The following is a 21,547-nucleotide window of genomic DNA, read 5'->3' as shown; positions in this document are numbered from 1 at the left end:
GGGAAGATACGTTATATTTTGCGCATCCGGCGCTGGGTATAGATAGCGTCCATCACGAATACCGCCAATGCCACCCAGATAAAGGCAAAGGTCACCATCTTATCCATCCCCGGTACTTCACCATAGAAGGTGACCGCCAGCAGGAACATCAGCGTCGGGCCGATATACTGGAAAAATCCCAGCGTCGAGAGGCGTAGACGGGTAGCCGCACCGGTAAAGCAGAGCAGCGGAATGGTGGTTACCACGCCCGCCGCCATCAGCAGCACGTTGAGCGACCATGGGTTATTCATCATGTGGCTGGTCGGGCTGTCAGCGATGCCAAACAGCCAGACGGCGGCGACCGGCAGCAGCCACAGGGTCTCGATCAGCATGCCGGTTTGGGCATCGACGGCAATTTTCTTACGCACCAGACCGTAGAAGGCAAAGCTGAACGCCAGCGCCAGGGCGATGATGGGCAGCGAGCCAAAGGTCCAGAGCTGCACCAGCACGCCGCAGCCAGCAAGCATCACCGCCAGCCACTGCATGCGACGGAAGCGCTCGCCAAGAAAGAGCATGCCCAGCAAAATATTGACCAGCGGATTGATAAAGTAGCCGAGACTGGCTTCCAGCATGTGATGGTTATTGACCGCCCAAATAAACAGCAGCCAGTTACCGCCGATCAAGACCGCCGAGAGGGCCAGCAGCAGGATTTTCTTTGGCGTGCCTAGAAGGTTTTTGAGCCGTGACCACTGGCGGCTGATGCTGATCAGCACCACCATAAAAAAGAACGACCAGATGACCCGGTGGGTAAAGATCTCATTGGCGGGAACGTAGTCGATCAGCTTGAAGTACGCCGGGGCGATACCCCAAATAAAATAAGCGGCAAGAGCGAGTAATACACCCTGCCGCGTCTGCTTAGCATCCATCGGAACATCCAAATCCGTTAGCAAAAAAGTAACAGCATGTTACCCGATTTTGACACCTCAACCTACCATGTAGGTGGCGGTGGCGCTGGCAATATAGAGCTGCTCTTCGTTATGCAGTTCGACGCGGGCCACGGCAACCTTATTACCCGCACGCAGCAGGCTGCTGGTAGCGGTAAAGCGGTTGCCTCGGCCGGGACGCAGGTAGTCGACGCGCAGATCGATGGTGCCCATCTTTGCGAGGCGCGTGCGCAGCTCCTCTTCAGCGATAGTGTCATGGCGGGTCAGCGTACTGCCAACACACACCAGTCCCGCCGCGACGTCGAGCGCCGAGGCGATTACCCCGCCGTGAAGGATGCTTTGTGCCCAGTTACCGACCATCATCGGCTGGTTATTAAAGCTAAGCTGAGCGAACGCTTTTTCATAGCGCTCCAGCTCCAGGCCTAGCGCACGGTTAAACGGCATATGATAAACAAAAATTTCGCCCACCAGCTGTAAAGCTTCCTCGGCGGTAAGAACGGCTGACATTATTTTATGCGTCCGACAGTTAATGAGTTGTTGATTTTATGCTTCTTAATTGTTGTTTTCCACTTTCAGAAACGATAGCTGCGCAGCGTTTATAGAAATATGTAAAATAGGTGTCTGAATATTACCCATTTCAACAATTTTGGTCAGGAGAGCAAAACCGATGCGGACGTATCTGCCCTGGTTTTTGTCAGCCATCGCACTGCCTTTTACAGCATTAGCGCAGGAAGCCACGGTTAAAGCAGTACACGATGCGCCAGCGGTCCGCGGCAGCATCATCGCGAATTTGTTACAGGAGCACGATAACCCCTTTACGCTCTATCCCTATGAGTCAAACTATCTGCTCTATACGGTGACCAGCGATCTCAACAAAGAGGCGATCAGCACCTATAACTGGTCCGACAATGCTCGCAAAGATGAGGTAAAATTCCAGCTCAGCCTGGCATTCCCGTTCTGGCGCGGTATCATGGGGCCGAACTCGGTGCTGGGTGCGTCCTATACGCAGAAGTCCTGGTGGCAGCTCTCTAACAGCGGTGAGTCTTCGCCGTTTCGTGAAACCAACTACGAGCCGCAGCTGTTCCTTGGCTTCGCCACCGATTATGAGCTGGCAGGCTGGACGCTGCGTGACGTCGAGTTTGGATACAACCACGACTCTAACGGCCGCTCCGATCCCACCTCCCGCAGCTGGAACCGAATCTATAGCCGCCTGATGGCGCAGAACGATAACTGGTTGGTAGAGGTGAAACCCTGGTACGTGGTGGGCGACACCGACGATAACCCGGATATCACCAAGTATATGGGCTACTACCAGCTCAAGATTGGCTACGAGCTGGGCGAGGCTATTCTGAGTGCCAAAGGGCAGTACAACTGGAACACCGGCTACGGCGGCGCCGAGCTGGGTCTGAGCTATCCGGTCACGAAGCACGTACGCTTGTATACCCAGGTTTACAGCGGTTACGGTGAATCATTAATTGATTACAACTTTAACCAGACACGCGTAGGCGTGGGCGTTATGCTTAACGATCTTTTTTAAGGTAGAGTCATTTTTTGAAGGCAGATGGGGTTAACGTGGCGCAGGCGGAAGTAATGAATCTGGAGTCGGGGGCAGTGCAGGTTTTGCGGGAAACCTTCGGCTACCAGCAGTTCCGTCCGGGCCAGCAGACCATCATTGAGACCGTGCTTGACGGGCGCGACTGTCTGGTGGTGATGCCGACCGGCGGCGGGAAATCCCTCTGCTATCAAATTCCGGCCCTGGTGCAGGGTGGGTTAACGGTGGTGGTCTCGCCGCTGATCTCCCTGATGAAAGATCAGGTCGACCAATTGCTCGCGAACGGCGTGGCGGCTGCCTGCCTGAACTCTACCCAGAGCCGGGAAGAGCAGCAGGCCATTATGGCGGGCTGCCGCAGCGGCCAGACCCGCCTGCTCTATATTGCGCCGGAACGTCTGATGCTGGATAACTTCCTGGAGCATCTCGCCCATTGGGATCCGCGTATGGTGGCGGTTGACGAGGCGCACTGTATCTCGCAGTGGGGTCACGATTTCCGCCCTGAGTATGCCGCGCTCGGCCAGCTACGCGCCCGCTTCCCGTCCGTCCCCTTTATGGCGCTCACCGCAACGGCTGATGACACCACCCGCAGCGATATTGTGCATCTGCTTGGGCTGCGCGATCCGCTGATCCAGGTCAGCAGCTTCGATCGGCCTAACATCCGCTATACGCTGCTGGAGAAGTTTAAGCCGCTCGATCAGCTCCTGCGCTACGTCCAGGAGCAGCGTGGCAAATCTGGCATCATCTACTGCAACAGCCGCGCTAAGGTAGAGGACACCGCCGCGCGCCTACAGGCCCGTGGCTTTAGCGCCGGGGCCTACCATGCCGGTCTGGACAACAGCATTCGTGCCGACGTGCAGGAGAAGTTCCAGCGCGACGATCTGCAGATTGTGGTGGCCACCGTAGCGTTCGGGATGGGGATTAACAAACCCAACGTGCGCTTTGTGGTGCACTTTGATATTCCGCGCAATATTGAGTCCTACTACCAGGAGACCGGCCGCGCAGGGCGTGATGGCCTGCCCGCCGAAGCGATGCTGTTTTACGATCCGGCGGACATGGGCTGGCTGCGTAAATGCCTGGAGGAGAAGCCCCCAGGCCAGCTGCAGGATATTGAGCGTCACAAGCTCAACGCGATGGGGGCGTTTGCCGAAGCGCAGACCTGTCGCCGTCTGGTGCTGCTGAACTACTTTGGTGAAGGGCGTCAGGAGCCGTGCGGCAACTGCGATATCTGCCTCGATCCGCCGCGCCGCTACGATGGGCTGGTGGATGCGCAAAAAGCACTCTCCGCTATCTATCGCGTCGGCCAGCGCTTCGGCATGGGCTACGTGGTCGAGGTGCTACGCGGAGCGAACAACCAGCGTATTCGCGACATGGGCCATGACAAGCTCAAGATCTACGGCGAAGGTCGTGACCAGACTACGGAGCACTGGGTCAGCGTGATCCGTCAGCTTATTCACCTTGGCGTAGTGACGCAGAACATCGCCCAGCACTCGGCGTTACAGCTTACCGAGGCCGCACGTCCGTTCCTGCGTGGCGAGGTACCGCTCCAGCTGGCCGTGCCGCGCGTGGTGGTAGTGAAGGCGCGGGCAAACCCGAAAGTCTTCGGCGGCAACTACGATCGCAAGCTGTTTGCCAAACTGCGTAAGCTGCGTAAGGCGATTGCTGATGAAGAGAACATTCCGCCCTACGTGGTGTTTAACGATGCCACGCTGATCGAGATGGCCGAGCAGATGCCGATTACCGCCAGCGAAATGCTCAGCGTGAACGGCGTCGGGATGCGTAAGCTTGAGCGCTTCGGCAAGCCGTTTATGACCCTTATTCGTGAGCACGTCGACGGCGACGATGAGTAGTCAGCGGGGCGAAAAGGTGCCAGGATATTACCCTGATCAATCTTTCCCCACGAGTAATCTATGTTAACGCTATTTCTGACCGTGGCGCTGGTGCACCTGGTGGCGCTGATGAGCCCCGGCCCGGACTTCTTTTTTGTCTCGCAGACCGCCGTGAGCCGATCGCGCAAAGAGGCGATGATGGGCGTGCTGGGCATCACCCTCGGCGTCATGATCTGGGCTGCCGTCGCGCTGCTTGGCCTCAATCTGATCCTCGAAAAAATGGCCTGGCTGCACACCATTATTATGGTCGGCGGTGGGCTCTACCTCTGCTGGATGGGCTACCAGATGCTGCGCGGGGCGCTGAAGAAAGAGGTCCTGAATGCGCCTGCACCGCAGGTTGAGCTGGCAACCGGCGGACGTAGCTTTGTGAAGGGGCTGCTGACTAACCTGGCAAATCCAAAGGCGATTATCTATTTCGGTTCGGTCTTCTCGCTGTTTGTAGGTGACAGCGTCGGTGAAACGGCACGCTGGGGCATTTTCATGCTGATCGCGCTGGAGACCTTCGCCTGGTTTACTCTCGTGGCAAGCCTGTTTGCCCTGCCGGCGATGCGCCGCGGTTACCAGCGTATGGCGAAGTGGATCGACGGCGTGGCTGGCGCGCTCTTCACTGCCTTTGGCCTGCACCTGATTATTTCCCGCTAAGCATTCGCCCGTCCGGTTTTAACCGGGCGGGTCGCATTTCAGTGTCGTAGCTGCTGAAGTTCGTCTTTTGACAGACCGGTGATCTCCATGACCGCACCGCTATCAAACCCCCGCTGCAGCATCGCCCTGGCGATGTCCAGCATGGCGGCTCGTTTTCCTTCTTGCATACCTTGCTGTATACCTTCCGCCAGGCCAATCTGCTTCATATGCTCTGCAAAGGTCATCAGTGTTTCTCCATGCTGCGGCACCCGCTGTGCCAGTCCAAATAATAGGGTCTGAACATCCTGGGCTTCCCCCGCCTGTGCGATGTAGTTTATCAACGTGATGACTTGTTGTCCGCTCATCTGCTCCAGCAGCAACAAAACTGTGAGCTTGTCCAAAAGCTGAGCCATATCGCGCTGGCGAACGTGCTTCTGAATAAGCGTCAGGGCCGCCATGCTGCGATGCTGCATGATTTCATCGTCGGGAATAACGGTGATGTCCACCAGGGGAAAGGCAGTGCTATAGAGCTGATGGGCAATATCGGGATCGTTAAATGCCTCTAGCCAGTTTAGAGACCAGGGGTAGGGGCTACGCCGTCCTTGATAGAACAGGATTGGGATCACCAGCGGCAGAGTATTGTTGCCCGCCTCCAAGTGCTGATGCATTGCCGCTATCGCGTAGCGCATCAGCCGAAACGCCATGTGTTTGTCCGGTGAGCTCTGGTGCTCAATAAGGATATGCACGTAGCCACGCCCGCAGGTGGTCTCCAGCGAATAGAGAACGTCGCTATAATAGGGACGCAGGCTGTCTTCAAGAAAGCTGCCCGACTCCAGATGCAGCGTATCAAGCTTACAGATGTGGATTAACGCGGGCGGGAGATGAATTTCGATAAAGTCTCGTGCGGTTTCTACACGGGAAAGAAAGGTTTTAAATACTGCGTCATGCGGCGTCGCTGTCTCCGCCATCGTTCATCATCCTTGAATGAGAGTGTCTGGCGGCATTCTGGCATGGGTCGCGCTGGGCCAACAGCGTAGAAAAAAGGAAACTTCTCTGCCTGCGAGAAGCACCGAGAGAGCATGGTTGAGCGTGCAGCTTATTACCCTGACGCTGCGAGCATGCTCGAGTATTATCAGGCATGCCTAGCCGAGGCCAGCAGCGCCCCGACCAGCATAAACAGCGAGCCAAATACCCGGTTCAACGCCTTCATCTGGCGTGGTCCTTTGATCCATGCTGCAATACGCGTTGCCAGGGTGGCATAGCCAATCATCACGATGATATCCACCACGATGGTGGTGACACCAAGCACCATGTACTGCATCACCTGAGGCTGATCCGGATTGATAAACTGCGGGAACAGCGCGGCGAGAAACACGATACTTTTGGGGTTGGTCAGGTTTACGAAGACGGCGCGTTTGAACAGGCGTCCGCGAGACTGAGCCTGTGCGAGGGTGTTGAGATCCAGCGCGCCGGCGGCCCGCCACTGCTGAATCCCCAACCAGACCAGGTAGGCCGCGCCCGCCCACTTCAGCACCTCAAAGGCCAGCAGCGAACGGGAGAAGAGCGTCCCGAGGCCAACGCCAACCAGTACGATATGGATTGCCAGCCCGGTCTGCAAACCGCTAATGGACGCTGCTGCCCCTCGGTAACCGTGGCTGATAGCGGTAGTCATGGTATTAATCGCGCCGGAGCCTGGCGAGAGGCTGAGGATGATTGAGGTAAGCAGATAGGCAAACCACCACTCGAAGGTCATGCGAAACTCCCTGAACGATATATTTTATGCAACAATACGCTATTGTTAACGTGTTGTATCACGAGTCATAAAAAAACAATTTTACAGACGACCGGGGGCGGAAACCCAATGTTTCGGCAGAAAAAGGGGTGGGAAACAAGAGAAAATGCCTTTGCGGCTTTCACGCACGGACCCTTAAACGATTTCTGGCGACAGCGTGAGGAGGCAGAGTTTACCGGCGTGGATGACATTCCGGTGCGTTTTGTGCGCTTTCATGCCGCCGATCACGATCGGGTGATTGTCGTCTGTCCCGGACGCATTGAAAGCTACGTCAAGTACGCCGAGCTTGCCTACGATCTGTTCCATCTCGGTTTTGACGTGTTGATCATTGACCATCGTGGGCAGGGGCGTTCAGGACGGATCCTGCCCGATCGCCATCGTGGCCACGTTGACAGCTTTGATGATTACGTTGACGATCTGCAGGCCTTCTGGCAGCAGGAGGTCGCGCCGGGACCGTGGCGTAAACGCTATATTTTGGCCCACTCGATGGGCGGGGCGATTGCCACGCTGCTGCTCCAGCGCCAGCCGCAATTTTGCGATGCGATAGCGCTCTGCGCGCCAATGTTTGGTATTGTTATCCGCCTGCCCGAGTGGATGGTGCGCCATATCCTGAACTGGGCCGAGGGTTATCAGCCATTTCGGGAGAGCTACGCGCTGGGCACGGGAAGCTGGCATGCGCTGCCATTCAGCATTAACGTACTCACCCATAGCCGGGTACGCTACCGGCGCAACCTGCGCTGCTATGCTGACGATCCGCAGCTGCGCGTCGGTGGGCCAACTAATCACTGGGTGCGGGAGGGCATTCTCGCCGGTGAAAAGGTACTGGCAGGCGCAGCGCAGGATACTACGCCCATGCTTCTGTTGCAGGCGGGGGAAGAGCGCGTGGTAGATAACCGTATGCACGATCGTTTCTGTGAGATCCGCGCCGCAGCGGGCCATCCCTGTGAGGGTGGCAGGCCGCTGGTGATAGAAGGCGCGTACCATGAGATCCTTTTTGAAAAGGACGCCATGCGCTCAGTCGCGCTTAACGCCATCGTTGATTTTTTCGACAGGCATAACTAATCCGGCGGTTCACCGCCTGACCAGAGGTTAAATTCTATTATGTATCAGGTTGTTGCGTCTGACTTAGATGGCACGCTGCTCTCACCCGACCACTCACTCTCCCCCTACGCTAAAGAGACGTTAAAGCTGCTGACCGCCCGCGGCGTCAACTTCGTTTTTGCCACCGGCCGTCACCATGTCGACGTAGGACAGATCCGCGATAAGCTGGGAATCAAAGCCTATATGATCACCTCTAACGGTGCGCGTGTGCACGATACCGATGGCAACCTGGTCTTTACGCATAACCTGGATCGCGAAATCGCTGAGGATCTGTTTGGCATGATGCATCACGATCCGCACATCGATACTAACGTCTATCGTGACGACGAGTGGTTTATCAATCGCCACCGTCCGGATGAGATGCGCTTCTTCAAAGAGGCGGTCTTCCAGTATTCGCTCTATGAGCCGGGCCTGCTTGATCCGGAAGGGATCAGCAAGGTGTTTTTCACCTGCGATACCCATGAGCCGCTGCTGCCGCTGGAGCAGGCCATCAACGCCCGCTGGGGCGATCGCGTTAACGTCAGCTTCTCTACCCTGACCTGCCTTGAAGTGATGGCGGGCGGCGTCTCGAAAGGCCATGCCCTGGAGGCGGTCGCCACCGCGATGGGCCATAGCCTGAAAGAGTGTATCGCCTTTGGCGACGGGATGAACGACGCTGAGATGCTCTCCATGGCGGGTAAAGGCTGCATTATGGCCAACGCGCACCAGCGCCTGAAGGATCGCTATCCGCAGCTGGAAGTGATCGGCACCAACGGCGACAACGCGGTACCACACTATCTGCGTAAGCTGTTTCTTGATTGATTAAACATTAATCAGCTGTCAACCGGTAACTCCGCTACAATGAGCGCTCATTAACCAACGAGACACTCATTGTGGCGTTACTGATTATCACCACCGTTCTGTGGGCCTTCTCTTTTAGCCTGTATGGCGAATACCTCGCCGGACATATCGACAGCTACTTCTCCGTGCTGATGCGCGTCGGGCTGGCGGCGCTGGTCTTTTTACCTTTCCTGCGCACGCGGGGTCACGGCCTGAAAACTATCGGTCTCTATATGCTGGTGGGGGCGATGCAGCTGGGCATCATGTATATGCTTAGCTTCCGCGCCTATCTCTACCTGACGGTCTCCGAGCTACTGCTGTTTACCGTCCTGACCCCGCTCTATATCACCCTGATTTACGATTTGATGAGCCGACGCCGCCTGCGCTGGGGCTATGCGCTGAGCGCGCTGCTGGCGGTAATTGGGGCAGGGATCATTCGTTACGATCAGGTCACCAACCACTTCTGGACCGGACTGCTGCTGGTGCAGCTCTCTAACATCAGCTTTGCCATCGGCATGGTGGGCTACAAGCGCCTGATGGAGACCCGCCCGATGCCGCAGCATAACGCCTTTGCCTGGTTCTATCTGGGCGCGTTCCTGGTGGCAGTAGTGGCCTGGTTTTCACTGGGCAACGCGCAGAAGCTGCCGGAGACCACTTTACAGTGGGGCATCCTGGCGTTTCTTGGCGTGGTGGCGTCGGGGATTGGCTACTTCATGTGGAACTACGGCGCAACCCAGGTGGATGCCGGTACGCTCGGCATCATGAACAACATGCATGTCCCGGCCGGGCTGCTGGTTAACCTCGCCATCTGGCAGGAGCAGCCCCACTGGCCAAGCTTTATCCTTGGCGGGACAGTGATAGTGGCGTCGCTGTGGGTGCATCGCCGCTGGGTCGCTCCGCGCTCCGCACAAAAGGAAGGTGGTCACACGCATGGTTCCGCGCTGAGCGAATAAACGCCTCCGTCACCGGCTGGCGCTGCTCGCCATCGCGCACCGCTGCGTACAGCCGGCTCCACAGTCCCTCGCCCAGGGTTTTGGTCAAGATCAGACCCTGGCGCTCAAAGCTCTCCACTACCCAGTGCGGCAGTGCCGCGATACCCATTCGGGCCGCCACCATCTGGATCAGCAGCAGCGTATTATCCACGCTCTTCACCATCGGATTGATGCCCGCCGGCTGCAGGAAGTGACGCCAGATATCCAACCGGCTGCGCTGGACCGGATAGATCAGCAGCGTTTCAGCGGCGATATCCTCTGGCGTAATGCGCGCCCGGTTCGCGAGAGGGTGGTCCGGGGCCAGCACCAGCCGCACTTCAAAATCAAACATCGGTGAATAGTGCAGCCCGCTGCGCGGCAAAATGTCTGAGGTCAGCACCACGTCCAGCTCGCTCTGCTGCAACGCTGGCTGGGGATCGAAGGTCACGCCGGATTTGAAGTCCATCTCTACCTGCGGCCATTTTGCCCGGAAATTCTCAAGCGCGGGAGTGAGCCACTGAATACAGCTGTGACACTCGATGGCAATCCGCAATGTGGCCTGCTGCGGCTCGTTACAGTCCTGCAGCGCACGGCTAATCTGCGGCAGCACCTGGTTCGCCAGCTGCAACAAAATCTCGCCCTGCGGCGTAAAGCGCAGCGGCTGGCTTTTACGTACGAAGAGGCGAAAGCCAAGGCGCTGTTCGAGATCGCTGAACTGGTGGGAGAGGGCGGACTGCGTCTGATGCAGCGTGGCTGCTGCTGCCGCCAGCGATCCGCTGTTCCGTAACGCCTGGAGCGTTTTCAGGTGTTTAATTTCGATCATGAAAGTCCTTCACTTCGCCATGAACATTTTGCGCTTGAGGAATATACAGTACCTTTACATTATGGATGTGTAAACATCTGGACGTCTAAATACAAAAAATTCACAAGGGGTATACCATGACAGTACTGAATCACACCCTCGGTTTCCCTCGCGTTGGTCTGCGTCGCGAGCTGAAGAAGGCGCAAGAGAGCTACTGGGCAGGTAACATCACGCAGGAGGCGCTGCTGGCGGTAGGCCGCGAGCTACGCGCCCGCCACTGGGATCAGCAGAAGCAGGCGGGCATCGACCTGCTGCCGGTGGGCGATTTCGCCTGGTACGACCATGTTCTGACCACCAGCCTGCTGCTTGGCAACGTGCCGGCTCGTCATCAGAACAGCGATGGATCGGTCGATATTGACACCCTGTTCCGCATTGGCCGCGGTCGTGCGCCTACCGGTGAACCGGCGGCGGCGGCAGAGATGACCAAATGGTTTAACACCAACTATCACTACATGGTGCCGGAGTTCACTCAAGGGCAGCGGTTCACGCTGACCTGGACCCAGTTGCTGGACGAAGTGGACGAGGCGCTGGCGCTGGGCCACAGGGTCAAGCCCGTCCTGCTGGGGCCGGTAACCTACCTGTGGCTGGGCAAGGTAAAAGGCGAGCAGTTTGATCGCCTGAGCCTGCTAAACGATATTCTGCCGGTCTATCAGCAGGTGCTGGCCGAGCTGGCAAAACGCGGGGTTGAGTGGGTACAGATTGACGAGCCCGCGCTGGTGCTGGAGCTGCCTCAGGCGTGGCTGGAGGCGTTCCAACCCGCCTATGAGACGCTGGCAGGCCAGGTGAAGCTGCTGCTGACCACCTATTTCGAAGGCGTGACGCCGAACCTTGATACCATTGCCGCGCTGCCGGTGCAGGGTCTGCACGTTGACCTGGTGCACGGCGAGGATGACGTCGCCGAGCTGCATCGCCGCCTGCCAGCCGACTGGCTGCTCTCTGCTGGAGTGGTAAACGGGCGTAACGTTTGGCGGGCCGATCTCAGCGAAAAATATGCCCGGATTAAAGAGATCGTCGGCCAACGCGATCTGTGGGTCGCCTCCTCCTGCTCGCTGCTGCACAGCCCGATCGATCTGAGCGTTGAGACCCGCCTCGATGCCGAGGTGAAGAGCTGGTTCGCCTTCGCCCTGCAAAAATGTCATGAGCTGGCCCTGCTGCGCGATGCCCTGAACAGCGACGACACCGCGCCACTGGCTGAATGGAGTGCCCCGATCCAGGCGCGACGCCACTCAACCCGGGTGCACAACACAGCGGTGGCCCAGCGGCTGGCGGCGATTACCGCCAGAGATAGCCAGCGCGCGCATCCCTACGCGGAGCGTGCGACGGTTCAGCGGGCGCGTTTCAACCTGCCCGCCTGGCCGACAACGACCATCGGCTCGTTCCCGCAGACTACCGAGATCCGTGGCCTGCGCCTGGATTTCAAACAGGGGCGTTTAGACGCGGGCAACTACCGCACCGGCATCGCCGAACATATCAAACAGGCGATTGCCGAGCAGGAGCGGCTGGGCCTCGACGTGCTGGTGCACGGTGAAGCCGAGCGTAACGACATGGTGGAGTATTTTGGCGAGCACCTGGACGGCTTTGTCTTTACCCAGAACGGCTGGGTGCAGAGCTACGGCTCCCGCTGCGTGAAGCCACCGGTGGTGATCGGCGACATCAGCCGTCCGGAAGCGATCACCGTGGAGTGGGCGAAATATGCCCAGTCCCTCACCGATAAACCGGTAAAAGGGATGCTGACCGGGCCGGTGACCATTCTCTGCTGGTCCTTCCCGCGTGAGGATGTCAGCCGTGAAACCATCGCTAAGCAGATCGCCCTGGCGCTGCGCGACGAGGTGGCGGACCTGGAGGCGGCGGGGATCGGCATTATCCAGATTGACGAGCCAGCCTTGCGCGAAGGGCTGCCGCTGAAGCGTAGCGACTGGGACGCCTATCTGGCGTGGGGCGTGGAAGCCTTCCGTATCAATGCCGCGGTGGCGAAGGACGAGACGCAGATCCATACCCACATGTGCTACTGCGAGTTCAATGACATCATGGATTCCATCGCTGCCCTGGATGCCGACGTGATCACCATTGAAACCTCGCGCTCGGATATGGAGCTGCTGGAGTCGTTTGAGGCCTTTGAATACCCGAATGAGATTGGACCGGGTGTGTATGACATTCACTCGCCAAACGTGCCGGACGTGGAGTGGATCGAGAACTTGCTGAAGAAGGCGGCGGATCGTATTCCCGCCGAGCGCCTGTGGGTTAACCCGGACTGTGGCCTGAAAACCCGCGGCTGGCCGGAGACCCGCGCGGCGCTGGCGAACATGGTGAAAGCGGCGCAGAACCTGCGTCAGGCATGAGGCTCGTAGGCCCGGGAAGCGTCAGCGCCACCGGGCATTGCGATGGTTAAACGTACTCCCGGCTTAGCCATCTGGTCCCCCTCTGCTTAATGACCACATGCTGCTGCTGCGTCGGCGTCCGGTCGCTGATCACATAATCGAAATCCCCCACGCTGCCGTTCTGGCAGATCGCCGTCCGGCCAAACTTGGTGCTGTCCACCACCAGCACGCTCACCGCAGCGCTGGCGACCAGCGCCTGACGCGCCGCCACTTCATCATCGTTATAGTCATACAGCTCGCCCGCCTCGCCGATCCCGCCTACAGCGACCACCCCGACATCGACCCGATAGCGGCTGAAAAAGGTCTGGGCATCGCTGCCGATCACATCCAGATCGCGCTTGCGGACGCGCCCGCCCGCTACCGTCAGCTCGCAGGCGGCGAGACGGCTTAGCGCTTCGGCGGCGTGTAGGTTGTTGGTGAATAGTGCCAGCCGACTCGCTTCCGGCAGCGCCCGGGCCACCATCTCAACGGTGGTGCCGGTACCGAGAAAGCAGCTCTGGTAGTCGCCCAGCAGCGCCGCCGTGCGCTCGCCGATCCAGCGTTTGCCGGCAATGTTGACGATCTCCCGCTGCTGATAGCCGATATTTTCGCGGGCGAAAGGGGCAACCATGCCGTGACGCCGCAGCAGCAGTCCGCCTGAGGTGAGCATGCGCAGATCGCTACGCACGGTTTGCAGCGAGACGCCAAAGTGCTGCGCCAGCTGCTCAATGCTGCTTTCACCGTGTGCCGTCACCAGCTCGACAATTGCCGTGCGGCGGGATTCGGGGGTCATCATAGGCTCCTGTTAGCACTCTTTCTCACAATGCTAGCGCGCGAATGTGAAATTATTACTACGAAAAAATATGGTCATATTTTTGTCAGATTTGCCTGTTTTAATCATCACAACGAAAACAGAGGGAAGAGACCATGAGTAAGCACACCGCGCTGGCAGCCGTTATCGTAACCGCGTTAAGCACACCGGCTTTCGCCGCTTCCACGCTGACGCTCTATACCAGCCAGCCGAACGAAGATGCCCAGATGACCGTCACCGCCTTCGAAAAGGCGCACCCGGACATTGAGGTCAAATGGATCCGCGACGGTACCACCAAGCTGACGGCGCGCCTGCAGGCCGAGTTGGCGGCAGGCGGTGCCGCGCCGGACGTGCTGCTGATTGCCGACAGCGTTACCATGGAGTCTCTGAAAAAGCAGGATCTGCTGGCGGCCTATAAATCCCCCGAGGCCAGCCGCTACGATGCTCAACTCTACGATCCACAGGGCTACTACTACGGCACCAAGCTGATCACCACCGGGATTGCTTACAACACCCGCGCACCGGTGAAGCCTGGCTCCTGGCAGGATCTGCTCAAGCCTGAACTCAAGAACATGACCACGCTGCCCAGCCCGCTTTACTCTGGCGCGGCGCAGATCCATATGGCGACGCTGATGAACGATCCGCAGCTCGGCTTTGCCTGGTACGAAAAGATGAAGGCCAATGGCGCGATGCCGCAGAGCGGGAACGGCGCGGTGATGAATGCCATCACTTCCGGCAGCAAGGGCTACGGCGTGCTGGTGGACTACATGGCGATCCGCGAAAAAGCCAAGGGCGCACCGATTGAGTTCGTGTTCCCGAAAGAGGGGGTCAGCATCGTGACCGAACCGGTAGCCATGCTGAAGAATGCGAAAAACCCGGACGGGGCGAAAGCCTTTATCGACTTTGTGCTGTCGGATGCGGGTCAGCGCCTGGTGCTGAAGCAGGGCTATCTGCCCGCTGATGCGAGCCTCCCGGCGCCGGAAGGCTTCCCGGCACGGGACAGCATCAAGCTGATGCCGTATGACCCGGCGAAGGCGCTGGCGGATACCGACGCCAATAAAAAACGCTTCGCCGATCTGTTTGGAAACCGCTAACTGATGACCACCATGACCCTCCGTCAACCCGCCAGCAGCGGTCCGCCGAAGGGGCTGCTCTGGCTGCTGCTCGGCCTGGTGGCGCTGTTAAGCCTGCTGCCGAGCCTGCGGCTGCTGGTCTCGGCGCTGCTCGACTGGCAGCAGGGGAGCAGCAGCAGCCTGTGGCGGGTGCTCAGCAACCCAACCACCTGGACTGCGCTCTATCATAGCCTTTACACCAGCGGCCTGGGTACGCTGCTCTCGCTGCTGCTGGGTGGGCTGTTTGCCTTCTGCCTCGCCCTGACCAATATCCGCCTCAAGCAGGTCTGGGTTTTCCTGTTTATGCTGCCGATGATGATCCCGCCCCAGGTGACGGCCCTAAGCTGGCTCCAGCTCTTTGGGCCGAGCAGCATCCTGCTTAACAGCCTCGGCATTGCGCCGTCGTTCGGCAGCGCCAATCCGCTCTACTCTCCCGAGGGGATCGCTCTGCTGCTGGGGATCCAGCATGCGCCGCTGGTCTTCCTGGCCCTGCGCACCCAGCTTCAGTGCCTACCGAAAGAGCAGATCGAGGCGGCGCGGTTAAACGGCGCTTCGCTGTGGCGAGTGTTTATCGACATCGTGCTGCCGCTGTGCCGCACCGCGCTGTGGGCCGGAGCGGCGATAGCCTTCGTCTCCGCGCTGGGCAACTTTGGTATTCCGGCGATGCTGGGGATCCCTATCTCCTATTTTGTGCTGCCGATTCAGATCTACCAGTCGCTGTCGAGCTTCGGACCATCGATGCTCAGCGACGTGGCGGCGCTGTCGGTGCTAATGGGCGTGCTGGCGATCGGCATTGTCTCCCTGCAGGGCTATCTCCAACGCCGTCACGCGTTGCCGCTGATCGGTATGGCCGGGCGGGCGCTCGACTTCCAGCTTGGCAGGTGGCGTCTTGCCACCGAGCTGCTGCTGGGCGCGGTGCTGGCCGCTATTCTGCTGGCTCCGCTGCTGGCGCTGGTTGCCACCTCGCTGGTGCCGACCCTTGGCGTGCCGTTGACGGCCAGGACCCTGACCTTCAACGCTTACCACGCGATGCTGGAGAGCGGCAGCGCCACCTGGCGGGCGCTGAGCAACAGCCTGCTGCTTTCGGTCTCTGCCGCGCTGGTACTGATGCTGCTGAGCCTGCCGCTGGCGTGGCTGTTGGTGCGGTTTCCGGCACGTCCGCTGCGCTGGCTGCATAGTGCGATCGACATTCCCTATACCCTGCCGGGGGTGGTGCTGGCTATCGCCTGCATCCTGTTGTTCGCTCGCCCGCTGCCCATCATCGGCATCAGCCTGAGCGGTACGCTGCTGATCATCTTCTTCGCCTATCTGGCGCGCTTTCTCACCGTCTGCCTCAAGCCGCTGCACAACAGCATGCTGCAGCTCGATCCGGCGATGGAGGAGGCGGCCAGCCTGGCAGGAGCCAACTTCTCCCAGCGGCTGCGGCATATCGTGCTGCCCCTGCTGGCTCCGGCGGCCTTCGCTGGCGCGCTGCTGGTCTTCCTGACGGCGGTGAATGAGCTGACCGTCTCTGCCCTGCTGTGGAGCGCGGGTAAGGAGACCCTTGGCGTAGTGATTTTCAACCTTGATGAGAGCGGCGATAAGGTGCTGGCCTCCGCCATCTCCGTGATGGTCGTCGCGCTGGTAGCACTGGTGATGCTGATGCTGAGCGGCCTTGGCCGCTATCTACCCAAAGGAGTGATCCCATGGCAGAACTGAGCCTGGAGAGCCTAAGTAAAACGTTCGGCGACCAGACCGTGGTACGCGACCTGAACCTGACCATTCCGGAAGGCGCATTTACGGCGCTGCTCGGGCCAAGCGGCTGCGGAAAAACCACCACGCTGCGCATTCTGGCCGGGCTGGAGCGGCTCTCCAGCGGCCGCCTGACGCTGGGCAACCGGCTGCTGGCCGATGCCACCACGCATTTGCCGCCGGAAGCGCGCAACATGGGGATGGTGTTTCAATCCTACGCCCTCTGGCCGCATATGACGGTAGCGGAGAACGTTGGTTACCCGCTGAAGCTGAAAAAAGTGAACGGCGCGGCGCGGCATAAGCAGGTCATGGCTGCTCTCGAGGTGGTGGAGCTAGGGGCATATGCCGACCGCTCGCCGCAGGATCTGAGCGGCGGGCAGCGTCAACGCGTGGCGCTGGCGCGCTGTCTGGTCTCCGAGCCGCAGGTCGTGCTGCTTGACGAGCCGCTGGCGAATCTCGACCGTCATCTGCGGGCCACCATGGAGCAGACCTTCCGCGAGTTTCATCGCCGCACCGGGGCAACCTTTGTCTACGTGACCCACGATCAGGCAGAGGCAATGGCGCTGGCCAGCCATATCGCCGTGATGCATCGGGGCGAGCTGATGCAGTGGGGAACGCCGCAGGAACTCTATCAGCAGCCGCACAGCGCATGGGTTGCGGGCTTTATTGGCAAGGGCAGCGTGCTAAACCTGGCGAGCGCGACGCAGGATCGTCATCTGGATGGCGCGCAGCTCCATCATGGGCTGAGCGTGAATGATGGCGTGCGCCATCCGGTGCTGGTGCGTCCCGAACATGTTGAAATAGGTGAGGGCGGCCTTGCCGCTACCGTTGAAAATTGCATCTATCAGGGGGAGCGCTACCTGCTGGCGCTGCGCCTGGCCGATGGGCAGCGGCTCACAGCCTTCCATCACCTGCCGCTGCATGAGCAGCAGCTGACCGCCGTGCGCCTGCATCAGGGCTGGCGGCTGGAGGCGGCGTGACGGCGCAGATTGAGATTATTAGCGGGCTGCATGACAAAACGCCCGCCGCCATTCTGGTGACCACCCCCACGCAGCGCATTCTGCTGGACGCCGGGGGCTCGCTGGAGCCGGGAGCCGATGACTGGCCGATGCCGGATCGGCTGGATGCCGTGCTGCTCAGCCACGATCATATCGATCATATTGCCGGCCTGGCACGGCTGCCCGCCTCGGTGCCGATCTACTGTAGCGCCGTAACGGCCCGCGCGCTGCCGACGGGATCGAACGTTCACCCGATACCTGTGCGCGGTCAGTTCTCTCTTGGTGATGTAACGGTGACCACCGGCAGCAGCGGCCATGCCTGGGGCGGGATCTGGTTTCACCTCAACGTGCCGGGGGGCCTGTTCTACAGCGGCGACGTTAGCCTCGAGTCGGCGCTGTTTCATTTCGATCCGCCCCCGCCTGCGGCGGTCGCGCTGATGGACGCCTCGTATGGCCTGTACGATACGCCGCAACACCAGCAGCTTGAGGCTCTGTGGCTGCACCTGCAGCGGCCTGTGCTATGCCCGGTTCCGCCCTCCGGACGGGCGGTGGAGATGGCTCTGCTGCTGGCGCGGCGCGGCATGAATGACGTGGTGATGGATGACGCCTGCCGCGAGATGCTGATGCTGATGGCAGAACACAACGACGGTAGCCTGATCCCCGGCGTGGAGCGTGAGCTGCGGCAGCGGGTACGTAACCTGCCGCCGTTTACCGCTGATGCGCCGGTTATGTTGGCCGCCGACCCGGATGGGCAGCATGGCATAGCGGGCGAACTGCGGCGGCGCGCTGATTTCCATCACCGCACCCTGTTTACCGGTCATATGAATCACCGCGCCCGCGAGCAGCATCAACGAGGCGAGGTCGATTTCTGCCGCTGGAACGTTCATCCCACGCGTCGCTGTTTGCAAAAGCTGGTGACGATGCTGGGCTGTCGCCAGATGGTGCCGCTGTTTACCCCTATCGATGACGCCGCGCACTGGCAGCAGACGCTGGGCTGCGACATCCTTACCCAGCCTCGTTTCAGGATAAAACATGATGCTCTTGCCTAAGCCTTTTGTCTTTGTTCGCCACGGTGAGACGCCGCTTAACCGCGATCGTCTGATTGGCGGACGTACTGAAGTACCGCTTACGGCGACCGGCGAGCAGCAGGCCCGCGACGCCGTACCGCTGCTGGCCAACCACCCGTGGAGCATCGTCGCCGTAAGCCCGCAGCAACGTGCCCGGCGCACCGCAGAGCTGGCACTGCCTGGGGCATCGCTGACGCAGGTTCCCGACCTGCGCGAGCGGGACTGGGGCGACCTTGAGTGCCGTCCCCTTAGCGAGCAGACATCCTACGAGGAGACGCCGCCGAACGGTGAAGCCTGGCTGCCTTTCTGTAGGCGCGTGACCGATGCCCTGAACGCCCTGCTGGCGGAGTACGACACGCCATTGGTGGTGGCTCACTCCGGGGTATTCCGCGTGATCCGCATGCTGGCGACTGGCTCTCCCCGTGGTGAGCGGGTCGGCAACGTTGCCCCGCTCTGGATCCTGCCCGGCGTTACCCCTGACGACTGGAAAATTATTCCGCTGGAGAAGATGAATGCTGACTGAACAGTGTGTGATTGTAGATATTGACGGTACCCTCGCCGAGTTTGATGCCGAGGCGGTACGCGAGTGGGTATTAGGCCCGGAAAAGCAGTGGCAGCCTTTTTTTGCTCATATGGCGGAGGCGCTGCCGAGCGTGGCCATCAGCCGTCTGGTGGGGCTGCTCAGCGCCCAGCAGCAGAAGATTGTGATTTGCAGCGGGCGGCCCGCCAGCTTTCAGCGCCACACCCAGGAGTGGCTGGAGCGGCACTGCATCCCTTTTGATGCGCTCTATCTTCGGCCGGAGGGAGAGGATACGCTCCCGGATGAGGTAGTGAAAAAAACGCTGCTGGAACAGATAAAAGCGGATGGCTACGCCCCCTGGCTGGTGATCGACGATCGTCAGGCGGTGGTAGATTTCTGGCGTGCGGAGGGATTGACCTGTCTGCAGTGTGCGCCGGGCGATTTTTAAGCCGCCCGGCACGGGACGTTAGCCTCGTTTTTCGCCATACTGGGCAAACCATGCCAGCATGCGCTGCCAGCCATCTTTGGCTGATTCCTCGTGATAGCTTGGGCGATAGTCGGCGTTAAAGGCGTGTCCGGCATCGGGATAGACCACGATCTCTGCCTCGGCGTTGGCAGCCCGCAGGGCATGGCGCATGGTCTCTACGGTATCAAGGGGAATGCTACCGTCCTGAGCGCCATAGAGACCGAGAACCGATGCATTGAGGTCGGTAGCGATATCCACCGGATGCTTCGGCGAGTTCAGGGTTTTGTCACCCACCAGCTTGCCGTACCACGCCACCGCCGCCTTCAGCTGCGGATTATGCGCGGCGTAGAGCCAGGCAATACGCCCGCCCCAGCAAAAGCCGGTAAGCAGGAGCCTGTGCGCGTCACCGCCGTTACGCGCCGCCCAGTTGGCGACGTGGTCAAGATCGGCCAGCACCTGAGCATCCGGCACCTTTGACACCAGCTCCTTAAACAGCGTGGGAACATCGCTATAGTCGTTGGGATCGCCCTGGCGGAAGTAGAGTTCAGGCGCGATGGCCAGATAGCCCTCCTGCGCCAGCCGACGGCAGATATCACGGATATGCTCGTGCACGCCGAAAATTTCCTGGACTACAATCACTACCGGTAGCGGGCCGTCGGCCTTTTGCGGCCGGGCGTGCCAGGCGGGCATGTTATCTCCTTGAGTAGGAATTGACGTCTCACCGGTCAAAATCGACTCTTCAGAGGTGCGGACGGCGGTGGAAGCGTGAGGTGAAGCTGCAGGTGCAAAGCCGGGCTGTTTTTCTGTTGTCATGGCAATCTCCGTACCCTTGTTTAGCGCATCAGGTAACTATAGCCAGTACGCCAAAATCATCCTGTGCAGAAGAGACTATCTTTACGACGAATGGGGGAAAGAGAGCGTTACAATGTGATATAAATCACCTTTTGATGAAAAATTGATGTAAACAGTTTTCTTCAGAGTGATTGGTGTCACGAAAAAAAGCGATGGCCTTCTGTAGAGTACCGTTTTACTTCTGCTGATGAATCGACCCACAAAGGAGTCACCTATGTCCAAGTCTGATGTTTTTCACCTCGGCCTGACCAAAAACGATCTGCAGGGGGCCACGCTGGCTATCGTCCCTGGCGATCCGGAGCGAGTGGAAAAGATCGCCGCGCTGATGGATAAGCCGGTTAAGCTGGCATCGCATCGTGAATTTACCTCATGGCGCGCCGAAGTGGATGGCAAAGCAATCATTGTCTGCTCCACCGGTATCGGCGGCCCATCAACCTCCATCGCCGTTGAAGAGCTGGCGCAGCTGGGCATCCGGACTTTCCTGCGCGTGGGTACCACCGGCGCGATCCAGCCGCACATCAACGTTGGCGACGTGCTGGTGACGACCGCCTCCGTACGTCTCGACGGAGCCAGCCTGCACTTTGCGCCGATGGAATATCCGGCGGTAGCTGATTTCACCTGTACCACGGCGCTGGTAGAGGCCGCTAAAGAGGTGGGCGCAACGACCCACATCGGCGTCACCGCCTCGTCTGACACCTTCTACCCAGGTCAGGAGCGTTACGACACCTTCTCGGGCCGCGTCGTCAGCCGCTACAAAGGCTCTATGGAGGAGTGGCAGTCGATGGGCGTGATGAACTACGAGATGGAGTCCGCCACGCTGCTGACCATGTGCTCCAGCCAGGGCCTGCGCGCTGGCATGGTCGCGGGCGTGATCGTCAACCGCACCCAGCAAGAGATCCCGAACGCAGAGACCATGAAGCAAACCGAAAGCCACGCGATTAAAATCGTGGTGGAAGCGGCGCGCCGTCTGGCTTAACGCTCCTCTCCGGCAGGCCGCTCCCCTCGGCCTGCCCGTTTTGCGTAGTACCTCGCAGGAAAATCCTTCCCAACTGGACACCTATCCAGCACACTCTTATTTTGCATCGGTAAGTGGTTTATGCAGGAGG

At 59.5% G+C, this 21,547-nt stretch carries 21 protein-coding genes; 14 read left to right on the top strand and 7 right to left on the bottom strand.

The features are described 5' to 3' along the window. Positions 1-11: 11 nt before the first annotated feature. Both rarD and yigI read right to left on the bottom strand, forming a co-directional pair. Complete coding sequence (rarD, locus tag RTP97_RS15035) at positions 12-905, bottom strand: EamA family transporter RarD (RefSeq protein WP_312415058.1); 894 nt, start codon at positions 903-905, stop codon at positions 12-14. A gap of 57 nt (positions 906-962) precedes the next feature. Next, complete coding sequence (yigI, locus tag RTP97_RS15030; RefSeq protein ID WP_312229875.1) at positions 963-1,430, bottom strand: acyl-CoA thioesterase YigI; 468 nt, start codon at positions 1,428-1,430, stop codon at positions 963-965. A 160-nt stretch (positions 1,431-1,590) separates the two neighbouring features. On the opposite strand from yigI, the gene pldA reads away from it, so the two are divergent. The 3 genes from pldA to rhtC are packed head-to-tail and all read left to right on the top strand — an operon-like array spanning position 1,591 to position 5,003. Next, a complete protein-coding gene (gene pldA, locus RTP97_RS15025; protein WP_312415056.1) occupies positions 1,591-2,460 on the top strand; it encodes a phospholipase A in 870 nt (289 codons plus the stop codon). A 35-nt stretch (positions 2,461-2,495) separates the two neighbouring features. Next, positions 2,496-4,322: an ATP-dependent DNA helicase RecQ gene (recQ, locus tag RTP97_RS15020; protein ID WP_312415085.1), complete on the top strand. Its 1,827-nt coding sequence runs from the start codon at positions 2,496-2,498 to the stop codon at positions 4,320-4,322. 60 nt (positions 4,323-4,382) lie between these two features. Further along, positions 4,383-5,003, top strand: coding sequence for a threonine export protein RhtC (rhtC, locus tag RTP97_RS15015; protein WP_312415053.1), 621 nt, complete (start codon positions 4,383-4,385; stop codon positions 5,001-5,003). A 38-nt stretch (positions 5,004-5,041) separates the two neighbouring features. Here rhtC and RTP97_RS15010 read toward each other — a convergent pair whose 3' ends face one another. Together RTP97_RS15010 and rhtB are read right to left on the bottom strand one after the other, a co-directional pair. Next, positions 5,042-5,950, bottom strand: a complete 909-nt coding sequence (locus tag RTP97_RS15010) for an Rpn family recombination-promoting nuclease/putative transposase (protein ID WP_312415050.1) — start codon at positions 5,948-5,950, stop codon at positions 5,042-5,044. 164 nt (positions 5,951-6,114) lie between these two features. Further along, complete coding sequence (rhtB, locus tag RTP97_RS15005) at positions 6,115-6,735, bottom strand: homoserine/homoserine lactone efflux protein (protein WP_312415048.1); 621 nt, start codon at positions 6,733-6,735, stop codon at positions 6,115-6,117. Between the two features lie 108 nt (positions 6,736-6,843). On the opposite strand from rhtB, the gene pldB reads away from it, so the two are divergent. The 3 genes from pldB to RTP97_RS14990 all read left to right on the top strand — a co-directional run bounded on the left by pldB (position 6,844) and on the right by RTP97_RS14990 (position 9,647). After that, complete coding sequence (gene pldB / locus RTP97_RS15000; RefSeq protein WP_312415047.1) at positions 6,844-7,836, top strand: lysophospholipase L2; 993 nt, start codon at positions 6,844-6,846, stop codon at positions 7,834-7,836. 39 nt (positions 7,837-7,875) lie between these two features. After that, a complete protein-coding gene (gene yigL / locus RTP97_RS14995) occupies positions 7,876-8,676 on the top strand; it encodes a sugar/pyridoxal phosphate phosphatase YigL (RefSeq protein WP_312415044.1) in 801 nt (266 codons plus the stop codon). 71 nt (positions 8,677-8,747) lie between these two features. Continuing rightward, the gene (locus tag RTP97_RS14990; RefSeq protein ID WP_312415041.1) at positions 8,748-9,647 is read left to right on the top strand and encodes a carboxylate/amino acid/amine transporter; all 900 of its coding nucleotides are present in this window, start codon (positions 8,748-8,750) and stop codon (positions 9,645-9,647) included. Here RTP97_RS14990 and metR read toward each other — a convergent pair. Next, positions 9,532-10,488, bottom strand: coding sequence for an HTH-type transcriptional regulator MetR (metR, locus tag RTP97_RS14985; protein ID WP_312415040.1), 957 nt, complete (start codon positions 10,486-10,488; stop codon positions 9,532-9,534). The two genes, RTP97_RS14990 and metR, sit on opposite strands and share 116 nt — an antisense overlap. Before the next feature lie 116 nt (positions 10,489-10,604). Here metR and metE point away from each other — a divergent pair, with 116 nt between their 5' ends. Continuing rightward, positions 10,605-12,866 carry a 5-methyltetrahydropteroyltriglutamate--homocysteine S-methyltransferase gene (gene metE, locus RTP97_RS14980; protein WP_312415039.1) on the top strand — a complete coding sequence of 754 codons (2,262 nt, stop codon included), beginning with the start codon at positions 10,605-10,607 and terminating at the stop codon, positions 12,864-12,866. 46 nt (positions 12,867-12,912) lie between these two features. On the opposite strand, the gene RTP97_RS14975 is transcribed toward metE, so the two are convergent. Next, positions 12,913-13,680, bottom strand: coding sequence for a DeoR/GlpR family DNA-binding transcription regulator (locus RTP97_RS14975; RefSeq protein WP_312415037.1), 768 nt, complete (start codon positions 13,678-13,680; stop codon positions 12,913-12,915). Positions 13,681-13,811: 131 nt separating this feature from the next. Between RTP97_RS14975 and RTP97_RS14970 the strand changes: the two genes are divergently transcribed. From RTP97_RS14970 to RTP97_RS14945, 6 genes are read left to right on the top strand one after another with little or no spacing between them, the layout of a single operon-like run. Next, on the top strand, positions 13,812-14,789 hold the full coding sequence (locus tag RTP97_RS14970) for an ABC transporter substrate-binding protein (RefSeq protein WP_312415035.1): 978 nt from the start codon (positions 13,812-13,814) through the stop codon (positions 14,787-14,789). A gap of 12 nt (positions 14,790-14,801) precedes the next feature. Then, entirely contained in the window at positions 14,802-16,505 is a 1,704-nt protein-coding gene (locus RTP97_RS14965; protein WP_312415032.1) for an iron ABC transporter permease, read from the top strand. Further along, positions 16,493-17,518, top strand: coding sequence for an ABC transporter ATP-binding protein (locus RTP97_RS14960; protein WP_312415030.1), 1,026 nt, complete (start codon positions 16,493-16,495; stop codon positions 17,516-17,518). The genes RTP97_RS14965 and RTP97_RS14960 overlap by 13 nt, the downstream gene beginning before the upstream one ends. Then, positions 17,515-18,585 carry an MBL fold metallo-hydrolase gene (locus RTP97_RS14955; protein WP_312415028.1) on the top strand — a complete coding sequence of 357 codons (1,071 nt, stop codon included), beginning with the start codon at positions 17,515-17,517 and terminating at the stop codon, positions 18,583-18,585. Before RTP97_RS14960 ends, RTP97_RS14955 begins: the two co-directional genes overlap by 4 nt. Continuing rightward, positions 18,569-19,126 carry a histidine phosphatase family protein gene (locus RTP97_RS14950; protein WP_312415026.1) on the top strand — a complete coding sequence of 186 codons (558 nt, stop codon included), beginning with the start codon at positions 18,569-18,571 and terminating at the stop codon, positions 19,124-19,126. The genes RTP97_RS14955 and RTP97_RS14950 overlap by 17 nt, the downstream gene beginning before the upstream one ends. Beyond that, positions 19,116-19,571 carry a hypothetical protein gene (locus RTP97_RS14945; RefSeq protein ID WP_312213796.1) on the top strand — a complete coding sequence of 152 codons (456 nt, stop codon included), beginning with the start codon at positions 19,116-19,118 and terminating at the stop codon, positions 19,569-19,571. The genes RTP97_RS14950 and RTP97_RS14945 overlap by 11 nt, the downstream gene beginning before the upstream one ends. A gap of 18 nt (positions 19,572-19,589) precedes the next feature. Here RTP97_RS14945 and RTP97_RS14940 read toward each other — a convergent pair whose 3' ends face one another. Continuing rightward, the gene (locus RTP97_RS14940; protein ID WP_312415024.1) at positions 19,590-20,402 is read right to left on the bottom strand and encodes a dienelactone hydrolase family protein; all 813 of its coding nucleotides are present in this window, start codon (positions 20,400-20,402) and stop codon (positions 19,590-19,592) included. Positions 20,403-20,655: 253 nt separating this feature from the next. On the opposite strand from RTP97_RS14940, the gene udp reads away from it, so the two are divergent. Beyond that, positions 20,656-21,417: a uridine phosphorylase gene (gene udp / locus RTP97_RS14935; RefSeq protein WP_042395937.1), complete on the top strand. Its 762-nt coding sequence runs from the start codon at positions 20,656-20,658 to the stop codon at positions 21,415-21,417. Positions 21,418-21,547 lie beyond the last annotated feature (130 nt).

This window comes from Pseudescherichia sp. (genome assembly GCF_031998825.1).
In the GTDB taxonomy this organism is placed as follows: domain Bacteria; phylum Pseudomonadota; class Gammaproteobacteria; order Enterobacterales; family Enterobacteriaceae; genus Pseudescherichia.
The sequence above is the reverse complement of the archived record's forward strand: the minus strand, read 5'-3'. Positions and strand labels throughout refer to the sequence as shown.

Excerpts from the sequence above, each read along its gene's own strand:
- rhtC (WP_312415053.1), top strand. The coding sequence starts at position 4,383 with ATGTTAACGCTATTTCTGACCGTGGCGCTGGTGCACCTGGTGGCGCTG.
- metE (WP_312415039.1), top strand. The coding sequence starts at position 10,605 with ATGACAGTACTGAATCACACCCTCGGTTTCCCTCGCGTTGGTCTGCGT.
- pldA (WP_312415056.1), top strand. The coding sequence starts at position 1,591 with ATGCGGACGTATCTGCCCTGGTTTTTGTCAGCCATCGCACTGCCTTTT.
- udp (WP_042395937.1), top strand. The coding sequence starts at position 20,656 with ATGTCCAAGTCTGATGTTTTTCACCTCGGCCTGACCAAAAACGATCTG.
- pldB (WP_312415047.1), top strand. The coding sequence starts at position 6,844 with ATGTTTCGGCAGAAAAAGGGGTGGGAAACAAGAGAAAATGCCTTTGCG.
- RTP97_RS14960 (WP_312415030.1), top strand. The coding sequence starts at position 16,493 with ATGGCAGAACTGAGCCTGGAGAGCCTAAGTAAAACGTTCGGCGACCAG.
- RTP97_RS14970 (WP_312415035.1), top strand. The coding sequence starts at position 13,812 with ATGAGTAAGCACACCGCGCTGGCAGCCGTTATCGTAACCGCGTTAAGC.
- rhtB (WP_312415048.1), bottom strand. The coding sequence starts at position 6,735 with ATGACCTTCGAGTGGTGGTTTGCCTATCTGCTTACCTCAATCATCCTC.
- RTP97_RS14940 (WP_312415024.1), bottom strand. The coding sequence starts at position 20,402 with ATGACAACAGAAAAACAGCCCGGCTTTGCACCTGCAGCTTCACCTCAC.
- yigI (WP_312229875.1), bottom strand. The coding sequence starts at position 1,430 with ATGTCAGCCGTTCTTACCGCCGAGGAAGCTTTACAGCTGGTGGGCGAA.
- RTP97_RS14945 (WP_312213796.1), top strand. The coding sequence starts at position 19,116 with ATGCTGACTGAACAGTGTGTGATTGTAGATATTGACGGTACCCTCGCC.
- yigL (WP_312415044.1), top strand. The coding sequence starts at position 7,876 with ATGTATCAGGTTGTTGCGTCTGACTTAGATGGCACGCTGCTCTCACCC.
- RTP97_RS14975 (WP_312415037.1), bottom strand. The coding sequence starts at position 13,680 with ATGATGACCCCCGAATCCCGCCGCACGGCAATTGTCGAGCTGGTGACG.
- RTP97_RS14965 (WP_312415032.1), top strand. The coding sequence starts at position 14,802 with ATGACCCTCCGTCAACCCGCCAGCAGCGGTCCGCCGAAGGGGCTGCTC.
- rarD (WP_312415058.1), bottom strand. The coding sequence starts at position 905 with ATGGATGCTAAGCAGACGCGGCAGGGTGTATTACTCGCTCTTGCCGCT.
- RTP97_RS15010 (WP_312415050.1), bottom strand. The coding sequence starts at position 5,950 with ATGGCGGAGACAGCGACGCCGCATGACGCAGTATTTAAAACCTTTCTT.
- RTP97_RS14950 (WP_312415026.1), top strand. The coding sequence starts at position 18,569 with ATGATGCTCTTGCCTAAGCCTTTTGTCTTTGTTCGCCACGGTGAGACG.
- metR (WP_312415040.1), bottom strand. The coding sequence starts at position 10,488 with ATGATCGAAATTAAACACCTGAAAACGCTCCAGGCGTTACGGAACAGC.